This window comes from Guptibacillus spartinae (assembly GCF_028610625.1).
In the GTDB taxonomy this organism is placed as follows: domain Bacteria; phylum Bacillota; class Bacilli; order Bacillales; family Guptibacillaceae; genus Guptibacillus; species Guptibacillus spartinae.
On sequence record NZ_JAQQWU010000001.1, the window covers coordinates 408766 to 428096 of the forward strand.

General features: G+C 41.4%; 16 protein-coding genes. All 16 read left to right on the forward strand.

Going from position 1 to position 19331, the window contains the following annotated elements:
* The first annotated feature begins 85 nt into the window (after positions 1 to 85).
* The 16 genes from PQ511_RS02225 (at position 86) to spoVE (ending at position 19131) form a co-directional block, all read left to right on the forward strand.
* Positions 86 to 1423: an acetyl-CoA carboxylase biotin carboxylase subunit gene (locus tag PQ511_RS02225; RefSeq protein ID WP_273850312.1), complete on the forward strand. Its 1338-nt coding sequence runs from the start codon at positions 86 to 88 to the stop codon at positions 1421 to 1423.
* A gap of 24 nt (positions 1424 to 1447) precedes the next feature.
* Entirely contained in the window at positions 1448 to 1660 is a 213-nt protein-coding gene (locus PQ511_RS02230) for a biotin/lipoyl-binding carrier protein (protein ID WP_273850313.1), read from the forward strand.
* Between the two features lie 55 nt (positions 1661 to 1715).
* Entirely contained in the window at positions 1716 to 3248 is a 1533-nt protein-coding gene (locus PQ511_RS02235) for an acyl-CoA carboxylase subunit beta (protein WP_273850314.1), read from the forward strand.
* Positions 3249 to 3359: 111 nt separating this feature from the next.
* A complete protein-coding gene (locus PQ511_RS02240) occupies positions 3360 to 4241 on the forward strand; it encodes a 2-dehydropantoate 2-reductase (protein WP_273850315.1) in 882 nt (293 codons plus the stop codon).
* An 18-nt stretch (positions 4242 to 4259) separates the two neighbouring features.
* Complete coding sequence (locus PQ511_RS02245; RefSeq protein ID WP_273850316.1) at positions 4260 to 4643, forward strand: DUF3397 domain-containing protein; 384 nt, start codon at positions 4260 to 4262, stop codon at positions 4641 to 4643.
* 101 nt (positions 4644 to 4744) lie between these two features.
* Positions 4745 to 6367, forward strand: a complete 1623-nt coding sequence (gene bshC / locus PQ511_RS02250) for a bacillithiol biosynthesis cysteine-adding enzyme BshC (RefSeq protein ID WP_273850317.1) — start codon at positions 4745 to 4747, stop codon at positions 6365 to 6367.
* Positions 6368 to 6718: 351 nt separating this feature from the next.
* A complete protein-coding gene (gene mraZ / locus PQ511_RS02255; protein WP_273850318.1) occupies positions 6719 to 7150 on the forward strand; it encodes a division/cell wall cluster transcriptional repressor MraZ in 432 nt (143 codons plus the stop codon).
* A 34-nt stretch (positions 7151 to 7184) separates the two neighbouring features.
* Positions 7185 to 8114: a 16S rRNA (cytosine(1402)-N(4))-methyltransferase RsmH gene (rsmH, locus tag PQ511_RS02260; RefSeq protein WP_226658371.1), complete on the forward strand. Its 930-nt coding sequence runs from the start codon at positions 7185 to 7187 to the stop codon at positions 8112 to 8114.
* A 35-nt stretch (positions 8115 to 8149) separates the two neighbouring features.
* Positions 8150 to 8518 carry a cell division protein FtsL gene (gene ftsL, locus PQ511_RS02265; RefSeq protein WP_273850319.1) on the forward strand — a complete coding sequence of 123 codons (369 nt, stop codon included), beginning with the start codon at positions 8150 to 8152 and terminating at the stop codon, positions 8516 to 8518.
* Positions 8519 to 8539: 21 nt separating this feature from the next.
* Entirely contained in the window at positions 8540 to 10741 is a 2202-nt protein-coding gene (locus PQ511_RS02270; protein ID WP_273850320.1) for a penicillin-binding protein, read from the forward strand.
* Between the two features lie 62 nt (positions 10742 to 10803).
* Positions 10804 to 12723 carry a stage V sporulation protein D gene (locus PQ511_RS02275; protein WP_273850321.1) on the forward strand — a complete coding sequence of 640 codons (1920 nt, stop codon included), beginning with the start codon at positions 10804 to 10806 and terminating at the stop codon, positions 12721 to 12723.
* 97 nt (positions 12724 to 12820) lie between these two features.
* Positions 12821 to 14284: a UDP-N-acetylmuramoyl-L-alanyl-D-glutamate--2,6-diaminopimelate ligase gene (locus PQ511_RS02280; protein ID WP_273850322.1), complete on the forward strand. Its 1464-nt coding sequence runs from the start codon at positions 12821 to 12823 to the stop codon at positions 14282 to 14284.
* Positions 14281 to 15636 (forward strand): UDP-N-acetylmuramoyl-tripeptide--D-alanyl-D-alanine ligase, encoded by a 1356-nt coding sequence (locus PQ511_RS02285; RefSeq protein ID WP_273850323.1) that lies wholly within the window; start codon positions 14281 to 14283, stop codon positions 15634 to 15636. The genes PQ511_RS02280 and PQ511_RS02285 overlap by 4 nt, the downstream gene beginning before the upstream one ends.
* Positions 15637 to 15648: 12 nt before the next feature.
* On the forward strand, positions 15649 to 16623 hold the full coding sequence (gene mraY / locus PQ511_RS02290) for a phospho-N-acetylmuramoyl-pentapeptide-transferase (RefSeq protein ID WP_224600196.1): 975 nt from the start codon (positions 15649 to 15651) through the stop codon (positions 16621 to 16623).
* Positions 16623 to 17963 carry a UDP-N-acetylmuramoyl-L-alanine--D-glutamate ligase gene (gene murD, locus PQ511_RS02295; protein WP_273850324.1) on the forward strand — a complete coding sequence of 447 codons (1341 nt, stop codon included), beginning with the start codon at positions 16623 to 16625 and terminating at the stop codon, positions 17961 to 17963. Before mraY ends, murD begins: the two co-directional genes overlap by 1 nt.
* 67 nt (positions 17964 to 18030) lie before the next feature.
* Positions 18031 to 19131, forward strand: coding sequence for a stage V sporulation protein E (gene spoVE, locus PQ511_RS02300; protein WP_273850325.1), 1101 nt, complete (start codon positions 18031 to 18033; stop codon positions 19129 to 19131).
* The last annotated feature ends 200 nt before the right edge of the window (positions 19132 to 19331 follow it).

The window sequence follows — 19331 nt, forward strand, 5'->3', positions numbered from 1 at the left end:
GAAACGAAGAGGTCATTTAATGATATGATAAATGTAAGGGTTTTCAAACCTGTTAGTTTATTATTGTGGTGAGAGGGGCGATACTTTGAAAAAAATCCTAATAGCAAATCGTGGCGAAATTGCGGAACGGATTATAAGGACATGCAGCAAACTTAATATTGAGACAGTTGCTGTTTATTCCAGCGCGGATAAGGATCTACCTTATGTAAAGAAAGCAACGGTCGCATATGAGATCGGCGATCCACCTGCAGCCAAATCTTACTTGAATCAAGAAGAAATTCTTCGCGTGGCAAAAGAAGAGAATGTTGATGCCATTCATCCTGGCTATGGGTTTTTATCTGAGAATGCTTCATTTGTCAGAAGGGTCAGTGAACAGGGAATCACGTTTATAGGACCTTCAGCAGAAGTTGTAGAGGCAATGGGCGATAAGATTACAGCGAGAAAAACAATGCAGGAAGCTGGAGTCCCAGTTGTACCTGGTAGCGGCGAAATTCTCGATGTAACAGAAGCGATTGCCTATGCGAATGAAATTAACTACCCCATTATGTTAAAGGCAGCTGCAGGTGGTGGTGGAATTGGTATGCAGCGATGTGAAAATGATCAAGAGCTAGAGAAAGCGTTCGTATCCAGCCAAAACCGTGCGAAAGCTTATTTTGGCAGTGGCGCAATGTTTGTAGAAAAATTCATTGACGATGCACGTCATATTGAGGTTCAAGTTGTAGGAGATATCCATGGACATGTTGTTCATCTTTATGAGCGCGATTGTTCGATTCAAAGGCGTAATCAGAAAGTTCTAGAAGAAACACCGTCACCATTTCTATCAGAAGAGACGCGCCGTCAAATTGGTGAAGCTGCTTTACTTGCCGCTAAGCACGTTAACTATACGAATGCTGGCACGGTCGAATTTGTTATGGACCAAGAGGAAAATTTTTATTTTCTAGAAATGAACACGAGATTGCAAGTGGAGCACCCCATTACAGAAGAGACCATTGGTGTCGATTTAGTCGAATGGCAAATCATCGTTGCAAAAGGGGAAGAGCTTCCACTTAAACAGGAGGAAATTAAGCCCACTGGCCATAGCATTGAACATAGACTATATGCGGAAGACCCAACTTCATTTATGCCTTCACCTGGCAAGATTGAAGCACTTGAATTTCCTGAAATAGAAGGGGTTCGCATTGATTCAGGTTATGAAAGCGGGTCAACGGTGACCCCATTCTATGATCCTATGATAGCGAAAATCATCGTATCTGGATCCAGTCGTGAAGAAGCCATTAAAAGAAGTATCGATTTCTTTACAGGATTTTCGCTAACGGGCATCAAGCATAATGGACCGTTATTTACACAATTACTTAAAGAAAATCATTTTCAACAAGGAAACTATTCAACGTCTTATTTAGCAAAAATTCTTGTGAAAAAATAACACTACTGAAAAGGACTGATGAACATGCAAGAAATTAAAGCATCAATGGCGGGTACGGTTTTAAATGTAATGGTAGGGGAAGGCGATACGATTACTGCAGGGCAGGAGCTCGTTATGCTTGAATCAATGAAAATGGAGATTCCGATTGAAGGTGTGGAAGAAGGCACTGTAGCAGAGGTTAAAGTGAATGTTGGCGATTTTGTTAACGAAGGTGACGTACTCGTTACTGTGAAGTAAGTGTGTATTCTGAACGAGCGCTCGATCTAACCCCAGCTGAAGGAGGATTTTTACTATGAATCATCTAGAAGAGCTTTTAGCGTCTAGAGCATCAGAAGTTGAATCAGGCGGTGCTGAGAAATATCACCAGAAGTTAAAGGACTCGAACAAACTGTTTGTTCGTGATCGCCTGAAGCTTCTGTTTGACGATGGTGAATACACAGAAGACGGGAAATTTGCAAATAACTTAGCGAAAGAGCTACCGGCTGATGGAGTGGTAACAGCGATCGGTAGGGTAAATGGCGAAAAGGTATGCGTGATGGCGAATGATTCCACTGTTAAAGCAGGCTCATGGGGAGCAAGAACCGTCGAAAAAATTATTCGCATTCAAGAAACAGCGATGAACCTTAAAGTGCCTCTATTGTATCTTGTGGATTCAGCAGGCGCGCGCATTACGGATCAGCTAGAAATGTTTCCGAATCGTCGCGGAGCCGGAAGAATATTTCATAATCAAGTAAAAATGTCTGGGATGGTACCGCAAGTTTGCTTGCTGTTCGGTCCATCAGCGGCAGGAGGAGCTTACATACCAGCATTCTGTGATATCGTCATTATGGTGGATAAAAATGCCTCGATGTATCTTGGCTCTCCAAGAATGGCTGAAAAAGTAATTGGAGAAAAAGTGACGTTAGAGCAAATGGGGGGAGCACGCATGCACTGCAGTACGAGTGGGTGCGGTGATGTTCTTGCTGAAAATGAAGAGCATGCAATTGAACTTGGAAGAAGCTATCTGAGTTATTTTCCGGGGAATTTCCATAAACAAACACCACGTCTAGATGGAAAGCTTCCTTCTCTTGAGAAATCGATTAGTGAAATTGTACCTGAAAATCAAAATGCGCCATTTAATATGTATGAGTTAATCGATGCCCTCGTTGATGGTGAGAGTTTTTTTGAAATAAAAAAACTTTTTGCACCAGAATTAATTACGGGTTTTGCGAGAATTGATGGACGAGTGGTAGGGTTAATCGCTAATCAGCCTAAAGTAAAAGGTGGCGTGCTTTTTGTAGACTCGGCGGATAAAGGGGCAAAATTTATTCAGCTTTGCGATGCGTACCATATTCCGCTGATTTTTCTCGCTGATGTTCCAGGCTTTATGATCGGGACGAAGGTGGAGAGCGCTGGAATTATAAGACATGGAGCAAAACTTATTGCAGCTATGAGTTCTGCGACCGTTCCGAAAATTTCAGTTGTCGTAAGAAAAGCCTATGGGGCAGGTTTGTACGCGATGGCTGGTCCTGCATTTGAACCGGACTGTTGCATTGCCCTTCCAACGGCACAGATTGCAGTCATGGGTCCCGAGGCGGCAGTTAACGCCGTATACGCAAATAAGATTAATGCAATTGAAGATCCCAAAGAGCGTATCGAGTATGTGAAAGAAAAACATCAGGAATATAAAGAACACATTGACATTTATAAATTAGCTTCTGAGTTAATCGTCGACGATATCGTACCTGGAAGTGAACTGCGTAACGTGTTAATCGATCGGTTAAGTTATTATGAATCCAAAGAAATGGAAGCACCAGCTAAGAAACATCCCGTTTATCCTGTATAAACTGTTGGAAAATCCCTTAACTTAACTGTTAAGGGATTTTTTTCTCATCAACAGGATCAACCTGTGCTAAACTTTAAATGATACACATCCCACGAGAAGGTGGCGGAGAAGTTGAACGTAACGATTATTGGTGCCGGGTCAATTGGTTTACTAGCGGCTGCCAAGTTGGCATTGAATGGACATGTTATATCGGTCGTATGCCGTCGTAACCATCAGGCGGATGAGATAAATAAAGGTATCATCTACATAAATGGAAAAAAATCGCAGCGGGTTGATGTTCATGGAACGAATCGTTTACGTCCAGAGCAGACAGATTTACTCGTGGTGGCTGTCAAATCAAATCATGTTCCTTCAGTGATATCGATGATTCAAAGCGTGTATCAAGGAGCGAATTTGCCTGATGTTCTTTTTATTCAAAATGGAATGGGGCATCTTTCATCGATCGATTTGTTAGCTCATCATGTACTTGTGGGCGTAGTAGAGCATGGGGCTAGAAAGATCAATGATCGTACAGTTGAACATACAGGGAGCGGCATCTTAAAAGTTAGCGCTTATGCAGGTGTGCCAAATAAAGTAACAGCTCTTTCAAGCGAGGATTTTCCAATTTGTTATGAAAATGATTGGTACACGATGCTCGCAAAAAAACTCGTCATAAACTGTGCCATTAATCCACTTAGTAGTATCTATCATGTTTTAAATGGAGAGCTTCTGAATAATGCAAGGTTTTATAGCTTAATGAGAGAAATAGTAAAAGAAACGTGCGAAGTTCTTCAGCTAGAATATGAACATTCATGGAATGAGGTGCAGCTTATCTGCAGGCGTACAAGTGCGAATACTTCTTCCATGCTTGCGGATATAAAAGCAGGAAGGGTAACAGAAATTGATGCAATCACAGGTTTTATACTGAAAGAAGCGGAAGCACGCGGCAAGCATGTCCCTTTTTCAAGATTTGTCTATGATAGCGTGAAGGGTCTTGAGATGGTAACGAGATAGAGAAGGGAGTCTCCTGAAATGGAAAACCTCTTATCATGGATTGTAGCAACGGCCGTAACTGCCCCACTGCTCGCATGGTACCTGGTCTATATTATTACAGTGAAAATGACACGAAAGAAAAAATTCTCCTTTCGTCTTGCAGTAGATCTTTCTACAATCTTTTTTATTTTAAGCGTGCATTTTATTTTACTTGAATTAGTTGGAAAATCTTTTCTCTGGATCATTTTATTGATGATTATTGGAGCTGCAGGAGCTTTTACTGTTCTGCACTGGAAAACGAAAGATGATATTCAAATTCATAAAGTGATTAAAGGTGCGTGGCGATTTAATTTTTTACTGTTTTCGACAGGGTATGTTCTTCTTTTGCTTATTGGGTTAGTGCACCGAATTATTTCGGTCTAACTCATAAGCTTTTTTTTTGGTACCAATGAGGAAGTTTGATATACTAACTAAGGATAAATAGGCGGAATTTAGTAACGGTGTCAAGAAAGGAAGAAATATTAATGAGACTCAAAGAAACATTCCTTCCAGGATCAAACGCAATCGCAACAGATTATATTGCTGAGAAACCAACAATCTCAGCTTTTTTTGACTATACATACCAAAACGACTCTTCTTACGAACAGCGATACAAAGAGTTAATGGAACGTCATCAAGATCGTACCAAGCTTACGCAACACTTGATGTCATTTAATGAGAAATTCGAAGCAGAAGAACCTGCTCTTACAAATATTGAGCGGTTAAAGCAACCAGAAGCGGTTACGGTAGTGACGGGTCAGCAGGCTGGCGTGTTAACCGGGCCACTCTATACAATTAATAAGGCGATATCTGTCATTAAATTAGCAGAAGAGAAGGAACAAAAGTTGGGTGTTCCTGTTATACCTGTTTTTTGGGTAGCGGGTGAAGATCATGATTATCATGAAGTGAATCATATTTATTTATACGATGAGGGGCGCGAGAAGAAAGAAGCCGTTCCTCAAAAGCAATTAACAAAGCAGGCATTATCAGATATTCCACTTGATAAGAAGACGGTTAACTCATGGACACGTGAGATGATCAGACACTTTGGGGAGACCTCCTATACGAAAGATATTGAGCGGTTTCTTGAGGGAGTCGCTGAAAAATCGAACACTTATGTTGATCATTTTTGTTACTTGATGACAAAGTTATTTTCTAAGCATGGCCTGGTGCTCGTTGATTCGGGTAACCATGATTTTCGCCAGCTTCAAACGGATGCGTTTAAGCAAATCATTCATCAAAATGAATCAATCAATGAAGGGGTGATCGGACAGGCGGTTCATCTTCGTGAAGAAGATTACCCAATCGGAGTGGATCTTGATGATCAACAGGCGAATCTATTCGTAAAGGTAAACGGCGAGCGGATTTTACTAGAACGAATAAACGGAAAGTTTGAGGGCAAATCGGCTTCCGTTTCCTATTCAAAAGAGGAGCTACTTGAACTAGCAGAACGACAGCCTGAAGATTTAAGCAATAACGTTGTAACACGGCCGATCATGCAGGATTTCATGTTTCCTGTGTTAGGTTTTGTAGCTGGACCAGGCGAACTTGCCTACTGGGCGTTATTAAAACCTGCATTTCGTGCACTTGAGATAAAAATGCCTGTGATTGTACCGAGATTGACATTTACGTTTGTTGAGCGGCATGTTCAAAAATATTTAGATGACCTCTCCCTATCACTTGAAGAAATACTAAAGTCAGGGATTGATCATTCGAAAGAAACGTACGTGCGTCATTTAGATGATGTGGGGATTGGCGCCACTTTTAACGATGCAAAATTAAAAGTCGAGGAAATTCATCAGAACCTTAGGGATCTAACGGAGTCTGTAGATCGTGGTCTTAATCGTTACGCTGAAAAAAATGGACGTTTCCTCCAAAGACAGCTTGATCTTCTCCAGCAGAAGCTCTATCATTCACTTGAATATCAGCATGAAAATACGCTGGCAAAGTTTGATGAAGTTGGTCTCGCCTTAAAACCTAATGGTGCGCCACAAGAGCGGAAGTGGAATGCTGTTTATTATCTAAACTGGCATGGATTTGATTTCGTTGATCAAATGATGGGACTTGAGCTTCCCTTTAATGATATGCATAAGGTGGTTTATCTATAGTAAGGAAGAAAAGCTGTCGGAGGATTCCGGCAGCTTTTTTGAATTGGCCAATATATTAGAGATTTGGCCAATAAAAATAGAATTTAGCCAATATATTTCGAATTTGGCCAATATCCTCAGGATTTGGCCAATAAACCGCTATAAGGCATCATTTTATTCGACAAATAGCGGGTGGTGACAGGCACTCGCGAAATCACATGCAACCCACTTGTTCTAAAATAAAATTTTTTCTAAGAAATATCCTGCTGAACAGCAGGATATTTGTATTGTGTTACGAATTAATTTTTTAGTGGTGAAAAGTGGGGAGTTGTGGTAACTTAGAGGTAGAAAGTGGGAGAGGTGGAGGAAGCCATGTTTATGGGGGAATATCAGCATACTGTTGATGAAAAAGGCAGAATGATTATTCCCGCTAAGTTCCGTGAAGAACTTGGTGATTCCTTCGTCCTCACTCGCGGGTTAGATAAATGCATTTTCGGCTACCCAATGACGGAATGGGAAGTTCTTGAAGAGAAAATGAAATCACTCCCTTTTACAAAGAAAGATGCTCGTGCTTTTACCCGATTCTTTTTCTCTGGTGCGACTGAATGCCAACTAGATAAACAGGGCAGGGTAAATATTGCCGGAACTTTACGCCAGTATGCAGGCCTTGAGAAAGAATGCGTTGTAATTGGTGTATCAAATCGATTGGAAATTTGGGACAAAGCGGTTTGGGAAGAGTATTTCAATGCATCTGAAGAATCTTTTTCAGAAATCGCGGAGAGTATGATGGATTTCGATTTGTAGAAGGGCAATATGGAATGAAGGTTAAGGTGTCGCTATGTTTGAACACATTACAGTATTAAAAGAAGAAGCAGTAAACGCACTAAACATTAAAGAGGATGGCATTTATGTTGATTGTACGCTTGGTGGTGGTGGACATTCAAAAGCGATTTTGGATCAGCTAACCACAGGGCATCTCTATGCATTTGATCAAGATCAATGGGCAATTGATAATGCCAAAACAACACTTGCAGGATATGAGGACAAGCTTACGGTTATCGAACGAAATTTCAGCTTTATTAAAGAAGCGTTAGCTGACCTCGGTGTTGAAGGCGTTGATGGAATTTTATTTGACCTTGGTGTTTCCTCTCCGCAGCTTGATAAGGGTGAGCGGGGGTTTAGTTATCAACATGATGCACAGCTGGATATGAGGATGGATCAATCTTCCAGTTTATCAGCGTACGAAGTGGTGAATGAGTGGGAGTATGAACGTCTCGTCTCGATTTTTTTCAAATTTGGTGAAGAAAAGTTTTCAAAACAAATCGCTCGCAAAATTGAAAAAGCAAGAGACTTAAAACCGATTGAAACCACATTTGAACTCGTTGATCTCATTAAAGATGCTATTCCTGCACCTGCGAGAAGGAAAGGGGGACATCCCGCGAAAAGAATTTTTCAAGCGATTCGTATAGCGGTAAATGATGAGCTAAAAGTATTTGAGCAGGCTCTTATTGACGGAATGTCCATTTTGAATCCCGGCGGACGCATGAGTGTGATTACATTCCATTCACTTGAAGACCGGATATGTAAAACGACAATGAAAGAAGCAGCTTCAGGACCAGAACTTCCACCTGGAATGCCGATTATTCCAGATGCTTACCAGCCAGATATGAAGCTAGTGACAAGAAAGCCAATTCTACCATCTGAAGAAGAGCAGGAAGCAAACAGACGTGCACGATCAGCGAAGCTTCGTGTGGCAGAGAAAATGTAAAGATAAAAATATAAGAAGGTGCAAGGGGGAAAATGATGAGTAACCTGGCGTATAAGTATCAGCAGCAGCAACAAACGCAAAAGCAAGTTGAAACAAAAAAGCAAGCCGTTTATGTAGAACGTGGACGCATAACAAAGGGAGAGAAAATGCTCTGGATGATGCTTGTACTTACATTTGTGGCCGCGTCAATCTTTATGGTTTCGAATTATGCTACAATTTATAATTTGAATACGAGCCTGCAACAAGCAGAAGCAGACCAACGTGTTCAAAGTAAACAAAACGAAGAGCTTCAAGTAAAAGTAACTGAGCTAAGTGCACCCGGTCGAATTGTGAACATTGCCGAAGAAAAATTAGGCATGGAACTAAATGATCAAAACGTAGAAGTGATCAACAAGGGATCATAATTTTCGGAGGTTTGCACTGTCATGAAAGAAACAAACAAGAACTCACATATTAATGTTGGAGCAGCGATTTTAATGTCACTATTTGTCCTGCTCTTTTTTGCTTTTATTGGAAGGTTTTTCTATATTGAGTGGACACAGGCCATTTCTGGTTCCGATGGTGAAAAAGTCGACTTAATGGAGCTTGGAAAAGATAAGTGGACCCGAAGCAAAATTCTTGAAGCGGATCGCGGTACCATTTATGACCGAACAGGAGAAAACGCGCTTGCTACTGACATTCCTTCCTTTACACTTCGAGCGATCTTGGATAAAGAATATGAGGATCATGTAGAAGATGTTTCAAAAACTGCGGCTGCCCTTGCGCCGATTTTAGAGATGAAGCAATCCGACGTTTCCGAAGTGTTATCTAGAGAAGGATTGTTTCAAGTTGAATTCGGAGCATCAGGGAAAAACTTGAGTCTGACACAGAAAGAGAAAATTGAAAAGCTTGATTTACCTGGAGTCGGCTTTATTCCTACGAAAACGCGCCTCTATCCTAATGAAGAATTTGCTTCCCATCTTCTTGGGTTTACAAACGAAAATGATGACGGGGTTCAGGAAGGCTTGTTAGGTTTAGAAAAGGAATTGAACAAGTATCTTGTCCCACAAGAAGGAAAAGAAACGTACCAGAGTGATCGAGAAGGATTTAAACTTCCCTATGGTAATGAAAACATTACTCCTTCTAAAAGTGGGAACGACGTTTATTTAACAATTGATCAAAAAATCCAGGTATTAATGGAAAACGCCTTGAACGAAGCACAGGAGAAATTTAACCCTGAGCGAATGACAGCGATTGTCGCTGATCCAGACACTGGGAAAATTCTAGCGATGGGAAATCGCCCAACGTTCGATCCTAATTTAAGAAATGTATCAAATTATACGAATATGGCGCTTACTGCTTTTGAACCGGGCTCCACGATGAAGGTTTTTACTGTTGCGGCAGCGATTGAAGAAGGGGTGTATCAAGGAGACGAACTTTTTCAATCAGGGCAATACTCCGTGCCAGGTGGTCGAATAAGTGATCATAATGGTGGAGAAGGCTGGGGGATGATTAGCTTTGATGAGGGAATTCGCCAGTCCTCCAACGTAGCAGCTTCTATTTTAGTGAAAGAAAAGCTAGGTTATGAAAAGTATGAAGATTATTTAACGAAATTTGGATTGGATGCTAAAACTGGAATAGATCTCCCTGGAGAAGCTTCATCTAGAATTACCTATAGTGGGGAGCTTGAACGAATTACAACTGGTTTCGGACAGGGATCCACAATAACTCCAATTCAACAAGTTCAAGCGATTTCCGCTATTGCAAACGGTGGGAAAATGATGAAGCCTTACGTGATTGAGAAAATTGTTGATCCCGAATCAAATGAGGTGAAACTCAATCACGAGCCAAAAGTAGCTGGTGAGCCTATTTCGAAGGAAACTGCAAAACAAACACGGGATCTTCTTCGGACGGTTGTGACTGATGGAACGGGTACTCCTTATAACATAGAAGGTTACGATATTGCGGGAAAAACAGGTACAGCTCAAATTTCTGAAGGCTCAAAAGGATATATGAGTGGCTATGGCAATAACATCTTCTCCTTTATTGGGATGGCTCCAGCTGATGACCCAGAGTTAGTCGTTTATGTGGCAGTTGATCGTCCTAAACTCGAGTATCCAGAACTGGGAAGTGATCCGGTTTCTCTCATCTTTAATACAGTAATGAAGAACAGTCTTCAATATTTAAATATTGATCCGATCGAGAAAAAAGAGAAGCCTTCAGAGCAAGCTAAAGAGTCAGAGTCTGGTCAAGTTTTAAAAGATGTGACGGGCATGAGTCTAGAAGAAGCAAAGAAACAGCTTGAAGAAAAAGGTTTATCAGTCGTATCGCTAGGTGAGGGAAAAGTTATTAGTCAATCACCGCGCCCAAGTACGAAAATCCTTAATGGCGAACGAATTATTTTGCAAACGGAAGATCAAGCAACCATGCCTGATATAACTGGATGGTCGCTTGCCGATGTTATGAAACTGGTTGAGCTGGTCGACTTAAAACCAAATATCATGGGATCGGGTTACGTGACGAAGCAAGGAATTGAGAAGGGAAGCACGATTAAAAAAGACGACTATCTTGTAGCTGAATTAAAGTCTCCATCATCTGAAGTTGACCAGGCAGAACCTGAGGATGAAGCAGAACCAATTACGGACTAGCAGGTCTATCTTTCGAACATAAAACATATAGTGGAACGAGCATAATCAGGGAGGATGAGTTTATGCGCGTTTCCAATGTCACTGTTCGAAGAAGACTAGTGATAGCCCTTATCGTTGGACTATTTGTTTTTGCTGTAGTCGTTGTAAGACTTGGTTATGTACAACTGGTGATGGGGAGCTGGCTTAGCGAGAAAGCAAAAGATTCTTGGAGTCGTAATATTCCTTTTGAACCGAGTAGAGGAGAGATCCTTGATCGTAACGGTGTGGCACTCGCAACGAACATTAGTGCCCCATCTGTCTTAATTGTTCCAAGGCAGCTCGTAAATCCAGCAGCTACAGCCGAAGCTCTTGCAGCTTCCCTCAATACTAGTAAAGAAAAAGTCTATGAAACAATTACTCAGAATGAATCGATGGTTTGGATCCGCCCTGAAGGAAAGAAAATGACGAATGAGAAAGCAAATGAAATTCGAAAGTTGAATCTTGCAGGTGTCTACATCGCTGAAGATAACAAACGTCATTATCCAAATGGAGATTTTTTAGCGCATGTACTAGGTTTTAGTGGGATTGACAATCAAGGTTTAACAGGTATTGAACTTTACTATGATGAAGAATTAAGTGGCGAAAAGGGACAGGTTGAATATTACGCAGATGCAAAAGGAAAGCGAATGCCATCGCTCGCAGATGATTATACAGAACCTGTTGATGGACTCGATCTTCGCTTAACAATTGATTCTAAAATCCAAACGATTATGGAACGAGAACTTGATATTGCAGAAGCGACTTATCATCCAGATGGAGCAGCAGCGATCGCCATGGATCCAAATACAGGTGAAATACTTGGTATGTCTTCAAGACCAGATTTTAACCCTGAAGAATTTCAAGAAGTCTCTCCCGACGTATGGAACCAAAATAAACCCGTTTGGAGCACGTATGAACCGGGATCCACTTTTAAAATCATCACCCTGGCTGCAGCGCTTGAAGAAGGAGAAGTTGATCTAGAAAACGATCACTTTCATGACCCAGGGAGCATTGAAGTAGCAGGGACAAAGTTACGGTGTTGGAAAGCGGGAGGCCATGGAAGTCAGACCTTTTTAGAAGGCGTTCAAAACTCCTGTAACCCTGGGTTTGTTCTACTAGGGGAACGTCTTGGTAAGGAGAAGCTCTTTTCCTATATTGATAAATTTGGTTTCGGCGAGAAAACAGGTATCGATTTACAGGGTGAAGCAAGTGGCATTCTATTCGATGTTGATAACGTAGGACCACTCGAGCTTGCAACGACAGCATTCGGTCAAGGAGTTTCGGTAACTCCAATTCAGCAAGTGACGGCAGTCTCGGCTGCTGTAAATGGTGGCACACTCTATGAACCGTATATTGCAAAAGAATGGTTAGATCCAGAAACTGGGGCAGTGGTGAGCAAAAATACGCCTATAGCGAAACGTCAGGTAATCTCTGAGGAAACATCTAAAGAAGTGAGACATGCACTTGAAACCGTTGTAGCACTTGGAACTGGTAAGAATGCCTATGTAGACGGCTACCGTGTAGGTGGAAAAACCGGAACGGCTCAGAAGGCCAAAAACGGTGCCTATTTAAAAAACAACCACATTGTTTCCTTTATCGGATTTGCACCAGCTGATGATCCGCAAATTGTTGTGTATGTAGCAATAGACAATCCGAAAGACACCCTCCAATTTGGGGGTATTGTTGCAGCGCCGATCGTAGGTAACATTATCCAGGATAGTTTGACGGTTATGGGTGTAGAAAAAAGGGAAGACCAGATTGAGAAAGAAAAGACATGGCAAGATGAAGAGATGATCGAAATGCCGAATTTAGTGGGAATGTCATCAAAAGAAATTCGTGAAGCCATGTATAATTTGAAAATTGATTCAAGTGGCGAAGGCGATATTGTGATCGCTCAGGCGCCGGAACCTGGAGTGAAATTATCGGTAGGTGCAGAAATACGACTTTATATGGGTGACAAATAAGCAACCGGTGAGTACAATAAGTAGTGAACAAGCCAAGGCGTATGCTCTTGGCTTGTTTTCTGAAAATATGTCAGCAAACTAGAAAGGTTTGAAAGAGATGAAATTACACGATCTTCTCCATGCATTACTTACATATAAACAGGTAGGAAAAGGGAATCCCGAAATTAGTAAGATTGAAAGTGATAGCCGAGAAGTAACATCTGGCAGTCTTTTCGTCTGCATTCCAGGTTATACCGTAGATGGCCATGATTTTGCCGAACAAGCTGTTCAACAGGGAGCTGTTGCGCTCGTTTCAGAAAAAGAACTGTCTGTATCCGTGCCGGTTATTCTAGTTCGAGATGCCCATCGCGCTCTCGCAGAACTGGCCAATTGTTTCTATCAACACCCGACGAAATCATTTTCATTAATTGGTATTACAGGTACAAATGGAAAAACAACCGTTTCTCATTTAATTGAACAGATTCACAGAGATAAAAAGCAGACAACCGGCTTAATCGGAACAATCAATATGAAAATAGCCGATGAAGAATTTGAAACAAAGAACACAACCCCCGAGCCGCTGTTACTTCAAAAACAATTTGCAAGAATGCGTGATCGTCATGTACATACGGCAGTTATGGAAGTTTCCTCTCATGCTTTAACGCTCGGGCGCGTAAGAGGATGTGACTATGATATTGCTGTATTTACCAATTTAACTCAGGATCATCTCGACTATCATGGGACGATGGAAGAATATCGCCAGGCCAAAGGTCTTCTTTTTTCACAATTAGGTAATACATATGATACAGGAAGAAAAAAGGTCGCTGTACTAAATGCGGATGATGACGCTAGCCTTCAATATGAGAAAATGACTTCGGCGTATATATTAAGATATGGCATTGATAATGACGCAGATATTCGAGCTGAAGAAATTTCCTTTTCTGCTAATGGGACAAGATTTCGTTTAATCACGCCTGAAGACATTCGTGATGTTAAACTGATGCTTACGGGTAAATTCAGCGTATACAACGCACTCGCTGCAATTGCAGCATGTCTTGCGAACGGATTGGAACTAGATCATATTCTTAATAGCCTTGAAAAAATCTCGGGGGTACCTGGTCGCTTTGAATTGGTCGATGAGGGACAACAATTCCCTGTTATCGTCGATTATGCTCATACACCGGACAGTCTAGAAAATGTTTTATTAACCGTCAAAGAAATGGCAGAAGGAAACGTTTTTGCAGTGGTTGGATGTGGGGGAGACCGTGATCGAACGAAGCGTCCACTTATGGCTAAGATTGCAACGGAATTAGCTGATACCGCCGTTTTAACATCAGATAACCCACGAAGTGAAGACCCTGAACGTATTTTAGACGATATGGTTGAAGGTGTAAAAGGTCATTATATAAGAATCTCGGATCGAGCAGAAGCAATTCAACACGCCATTACACATGCCGTTGATGGGGATGTTGTTCTAATTGCAGGGAAAGGGCATGAAACCTATCAAATTGTTGGAGATCAGGTTCTAGATTTTGATGATCGACAAATTGCACGTCAAGCCATAAAGGAGCGAAAAGGATGAAGTTCTCATCGAATTTACTAAACGAAATCAGTCAAGGACCAGTTGATCAGGAACTGGTTTTTGAAGGTGTCGCGACGGACACTCGTAAGAATTGCACAAATAAACTATTCGTTCCAATCGTTGGTGACGTTTTTGATGGGCATCGATTTATTGATGCGGCGATTGTAAATGGAGCGACAGGAACCCTTTGGGAGAAAAACAAGCCTTTTCCTAAAGACCTTGTAGGTAAAATTAATGTGTATGAAGTAGACGATACGACTGTCGGTTTTCAAGAACTCGCGAAACAGGTGCTTAAACAGCAAAAACCTTATGTCATTGGTGTTACTGGAAGTAATGGAAAAACGACTGTGAAAGATATGCTTGAAGCTGTCCTTAGTCCAAAGTATAAAACGTTTAAAACACAAGGGAATTTAAACAATCATTGGGGACTACCCATGACCGTGCTTGCGATGCCTGAAGACACTGACGTGTTGATTCTGGAAATGGGGATGAGTGGACTTGGCGAAATTTCACTTCTAACCCAAATTGCACAACCTGATGTAGCTGTTATTACGAATATTGGTGAGTCACACTTACTACAACTTGGTAGCCGTGAAAATATTGCTAAAGCAAAGATGGAAATAGCTGAAGGACTTAAGTCTGACGGCGTTCTCGTTATCGATGGTGATGAGCCACTCCTAACGCCGACTCATAAAAACGTGATTTCATGCGGATACGAAGATAAAAATGCGCTTCAAATTGATCAGGTCGAAAAGCGAGAAAATGGCTATGTGTTTACTCTAAAAAATGAAGAAGAGCCGTTCGAAATTTCATTATTAGGTAAACATAACATTAAAAACGCCGTCTATAGCATTGCTTCTGCCAGAAAGTTAGGGATGACAGAGGAACAAATTCGAAAATCTCTCTCTTCCTTAAAACTAACCGGAATGAGACTTGAACAATTTCGATTATCAACTGGTGCGCTCATTATTAACGATGCGTATAACGCCAGTCCAACTTCAATGAAAGCAGCATTAGAAACGCTCGCTGAATTAGAAGGGTTTCAGAAAAAAATTGCTATTCTTGGGGATATGTATGAACTTGGGGATCAGGAAGAATTTCTTCACCGGAACATTGCAACCTCGGTAAGACCAGCGATTACAGAAGTGATTACCGTTGGTGACAAAGCAAAGTGGATTTATGATGGGATGAAAGAAAATGAAACGCAAGTACCTGCTGTTTCCTTTGACAACAAAGAAGATGCCGCATCCTATTTATCGGGTCGACTTGATGAACAAACAGCTGTTTTATTAAAAGCATCAAGAGGACTTGGGCTCGAGACCATAATACAGGCATTAGGGAAAGAATCATAAGGAGGCAGTACAGTGATTGAACAATTATTAATTTTTAGTTTGCTAACATCTTTTATTATAGCGGTGCTTGTATCACCGGTATTTATCCCTTATTTAAGAAGACTTAAATTTGGACAGAGTATTCGGGAAGAAGGACCAAAATCACACCAAAAGAAATCTGGTACGCCAACTATGGGTGGCTTGATTATTATTCTCGCGATTATTCTAGGTACGGTCATCATTGCATTAAAATATGATGAAATATCAACCCAAATTTGGCTGCTTTTGTTTGTGACCGTAGGGTATGGTCTCATTGGCTTTTTAGATGATTTTATTAAAGTAGTAAAAAAACGAAACCTTGGCTTAACTTCAAAACAGAAGCTACTAGGTCAAATGGTTATTGCAATTCTCGTTTATTTTGGTTTAAGAACGGTTGGATTTGATACGGCCATTCGCGTACCTGGTACAGAAATAAGCTTTGATATTGGCATTGGATATGTCGTGCTACTATTTGTGATGCTGGTTGGTGCTTCCAATGCGGTGAATTTAACGGATGGTTTAGATGGTCTCGTTGCTGGAACAGCAGCTATTGCTTTTGGAGCTTTTGCCATTTTAGCAGCTGCAGTTTACATGTACGACGTAGCGATCTTCTCGGTAAGTGTCGTTGGAGCGGTACTTGGATTTCTCGTTTTTAATGCTCACCCGGCAAAAGTATTCATGGGTGATACCGGGTCGCTTGCTCTTGGTGGAGCGCTTGCTGCTGTTGCTATTATGACCAAGCTTGAGCTTCTTCTTGTCATCGTTGGTGGCGTTTTTGTCATCGAAACATTGTCAGTGATTATTCAAGTTGCCTCATTTAAAACAACAGGGAAGCGCGTGTTTAAAATGAGCCCGCTTCATCACCACTACGAACTTTCTGGTTGGACAGAATGGCGCGTTGTCGCTACATTTTGGACAGTAGGGTTAATTTGTGCAGCGTTTGGAATCTATCTTGAGGTGTGGATGTAATGAGAAAAGTAAACTATGAAAATAAATCAGTACTCGTATTAGGTATAGCGAAAAGCGGTTTTGCTGCAGCCAAGTTGCTTCGCTCTCTTGGCGCAACTGTTACAGTGAATGATCGAGAAGAAATTTCGAACAATCCAAAAGCGAAAGAACTTCAGCAGTTAGGGTTTAACGTGGTTGGTGGGGGACATCCGCTCGAGCTACTTGAGGGAATTGACTTGATTGTTAAAAATCCTGGCATTCCCTACCAAAATCCGCTTCTTGAAGAAGCCGTAAAGAAAAATATTCCGATCGTAACTGAAGTAGAAATTGCTGGAGAGGTTTCTGAAGCACCATTTATTGCGATTACGGGTTCGAACGGAAAAACAACGACAACCACCTTAATCGGCCAACTATTAAACCATACACCTGCAAATCCAATCGTTGCTGGTAATATCGGTACAGTTGTTTGTGAAGTAGCTGCTGAAGCAACTCCTGATCAAACGCTTGTGACGGAACTATCAAGTTTTCAATTACAAGGTACAGTCAATTTCCATCCGCATATTTCTGTCCTACTTAATATTTATGAAGCGCATCTTGATTATCATGGTACAAAGGACGCTTATGCTGCAGCAAAAGCTCGTATGTTCCAAAATCAAACGAGTGCAGATTTTGCCGTTTATAATGCTGATGATTCGCTAGTTTCTTCGTATGCTGAAGCATCAAAAGCTTCGCTTGTTCCATTTTCTGCTACAAAAAAACTCGATACCGGAGTTTGTATTGAAGGAGAATGGATCGTTTTTCAAGAGGAGAAAGTGATAAAAATTAATGAGCTTTCGATGAAGCAAAATATCGAAAACACGCTTGCAGCTATTGCGGTAGCGAAGTTATCCGGTGTTTCAAATGAAAAAATTCATGAGGAACTGACGAATTTCCACGGAGTGAAACACCGTCTTCAATTTGTAGGAGAAGTGCGTGGGCGGAAATTCTTCAACGATTCAAAAGCAACGAACTCCATTGCGACAAAAAAAGCGTTGGATTCATTCGATAAGCCTGTCATTCTTCTTGCAGGTGGTCTCGATCGCGGGAATGGTTTCGATGATTTAGCCACCTATTTCAAGTCAAAAGTAAAGCATCTTATTACGTTTGGCCAAACGGCACCAAAATTGAAGACGACGGCCAATCAAGCAGGACTGAATTCTGTCACAGTTGTCGATAATGTAGAAGAAGCTGTTTCAACAGCGTATCATCTATCCGAATCGGGAGATGTTATTCTTCTTTCACCAGCGTGCGCAAGCTGGGATCAGTTCAAAACATTTGAAGAACGAGGAGACATCTTTATCGAGGCAATGCATAGACTCTAATAAGGGGTTGTCTTGCTTATCCGGTAAGTTCGGTTAGGTAAAATCGACATAACGGAGCGTGGGTCCATTGCCGAAAACCAAATCAACGCCAGACCTGGTCTTTTTAACTGCAACACTTGTCCTGTTAGCAATTGGATTAATCATGGTTTACAGTGCAAGCGCCGTTTGGGCCTCCTATAAATTTGACGACGCGTTTTTCTTTGCGAAAAGACAGCTTCTTTTTGCAGGGGTAGGGGTGGCTGCCATGTTTTTCGTTATGAACGTAGAATATTGGACGTGGCGTACTTGGTCTAAAGTAGGTGTGCTTGTCTGCTTCATTCTGCTCATTCTTGTCCTTATTCCTGGAGTGGGACTCGTTCGAGGGGGAGCGAGAAGCTGGCTTGGCGTTGGTGCATTTTCAATTCAACCTTCTGAGTTTACTAAGCTTGCGATGATTGCGTTTCTTGCAAAATACTTATCTGAAAATCAGAAGCGAATTACCTCATTTAAAAAGGGTCTTGTTCCGTCACTTGGCCTTGTTTTTCTTGCTTTTGGCATGATTATGCTTCAACCTGACCTTGGTACAGGCGCGGTGATGGTGGGAACGTGTGTTGTCATGATCTTTATATCAGGCGCAAGAATTGCCCATTTCGTTTGGCTGGGCATGCTCGGTTTAGCAGGGTTTGCAGTGCTCATATTGTCTGCACCGTACCGAATTGCCAGGATTACGTCTTATCTGGATCCCTGGAGTGACCCATTAGGAAGCGGCTTCCAAATTATTCAGTCTCTTTATGCGATTGGGCCAGGTGGTTTGATGGGACTTGGTCTTGGACAAAGTAGACAGAAGTTTTATTATTTGCCTGAACCACAAACGGACTTTATTTTTGCCATTCTTTCAGAAGAACTTGGATTTATCGGAGGAACCTTTGTCATTCTATTGTTTGCTCTTCTTCTATGGAGGGGGATCCGTATCGCCTTACGAGCACCTGATTTGTTTGGGAGTCTTCTGGCAGTAGGGATCATTGGGATGCTTGCGATTCAAGTGATGATTAATATTGGTGTTGTAACTGGCTTAATGCCAGTAACGGGGATTACGTTACCCTTTCTAAGCTATGGAGGCTCTTCATTAACTCTTATGCTTGTTGCCATGGGGGTTCTACTTAACATCAGTCGTTACGCAAAGTTTTAACAGTAAACGATAGCCTTAAAGCGCTCATTTATGAGCGCTTTTTTCTATACTATATTGAGGGACATGTGATGGAGCAATCCGTGTGAATCAAAGAAAAGTACCTTTAAGTAGCATCATAATATTTCTCTGGGATGAATTTCCTTCAAGTGGATAATAAGCATCAAACTTATGCTATAATGATTGAAATGAGTACTAACTGC

What these genes read in the sequence shown, in the direction of transcription:
- PQ511_RS02285 (WP_273850323.1), top strand. Translation starts at nt 14,281, where the DNA reads ATGAAGTTCTCATCGAATTTACTAAACGAAATCAGTCAAGGACCAGTT.
- PQ511_RS02235 (WP_273850314.1), top strand. Translation starts at nt 1,716, where the DNA reads ATGAATCATCTAGAAGAGCTTTTAGCGTCTAGAGCATCAGAAGTTGAA.
- PQ511_RS02270 (WP_273850320.1), top strand. Translation starts at nt 8,540, where the DNA reads ATGAAAGAAACAAACAAGAACTCACATATTAATGTTGGAGCAGCGATT.
- mraZ (WP_273850318.1), top strand. Translation starts at nt 6,719, where the DNA reads ATGTTTATGGGGGAATATCAGCATACTGTTGATGAAAAAGGCAGAATG.
- PQ511_RS02230 (WP_273850313.1), top strand. Translation starts at nt 1,448, where the DNA reads ATGCAAGAAATTAAAGCATCAATGGCGGGTACGGTTTTAAATGTAATG.
- PQ511_RS02245 (WP_273850316.1), top strand. Translation starts at nt 4,260, where the DNA reads ATGGAAAACCTCTTATCATGGATTGTAGCAACGGCCGTAACTGCCCCA.
- PQ511_RS02275 (WP_273850321.1), top strand. Translation starts at nt 10,804, where the DNA reads ATGCGCGTTTCCAATGTCACTGTTCGAAGAAGACTAGTGATAGCCCTT.
- PQ511_RS02280 (WP_273850322.1), top strand. Translation starts at nt 12,821, where the DNA reads ATGAAATTACACGATCTTCTCCATGCATTACTTACATATAAACAGGTA.
- ftsL (WP_273850319.1), top strand. Translation starts at nt 8,150, where the DNA reads ATGAGTAACCTGGCGTATAAGTATCAGCAGCAGCAACAAACGCAAAAG.
- rsmH (WP_226658371.1), top strand. Translation starts at nt 7,185, where the DNA reads ATGTTTGAACACATTACAGTATTAAAAGAAGAAGCAGTAAACGCACTA.
- murD (WP_273850324.1), top strand. Translation starts at nt 16,623, where the DNA reads ATGAGAAAAGTAAACTATGAAAATAAATCAGTACTCGTATTAGGTATA.
- bshC (WP_273850317.1), top strand. Translation starts at nt 4,745, where the DNA reads ATGAGACTCAAAGAAACATTCCTTCCAGGATCAAACGCAATCGCAACA.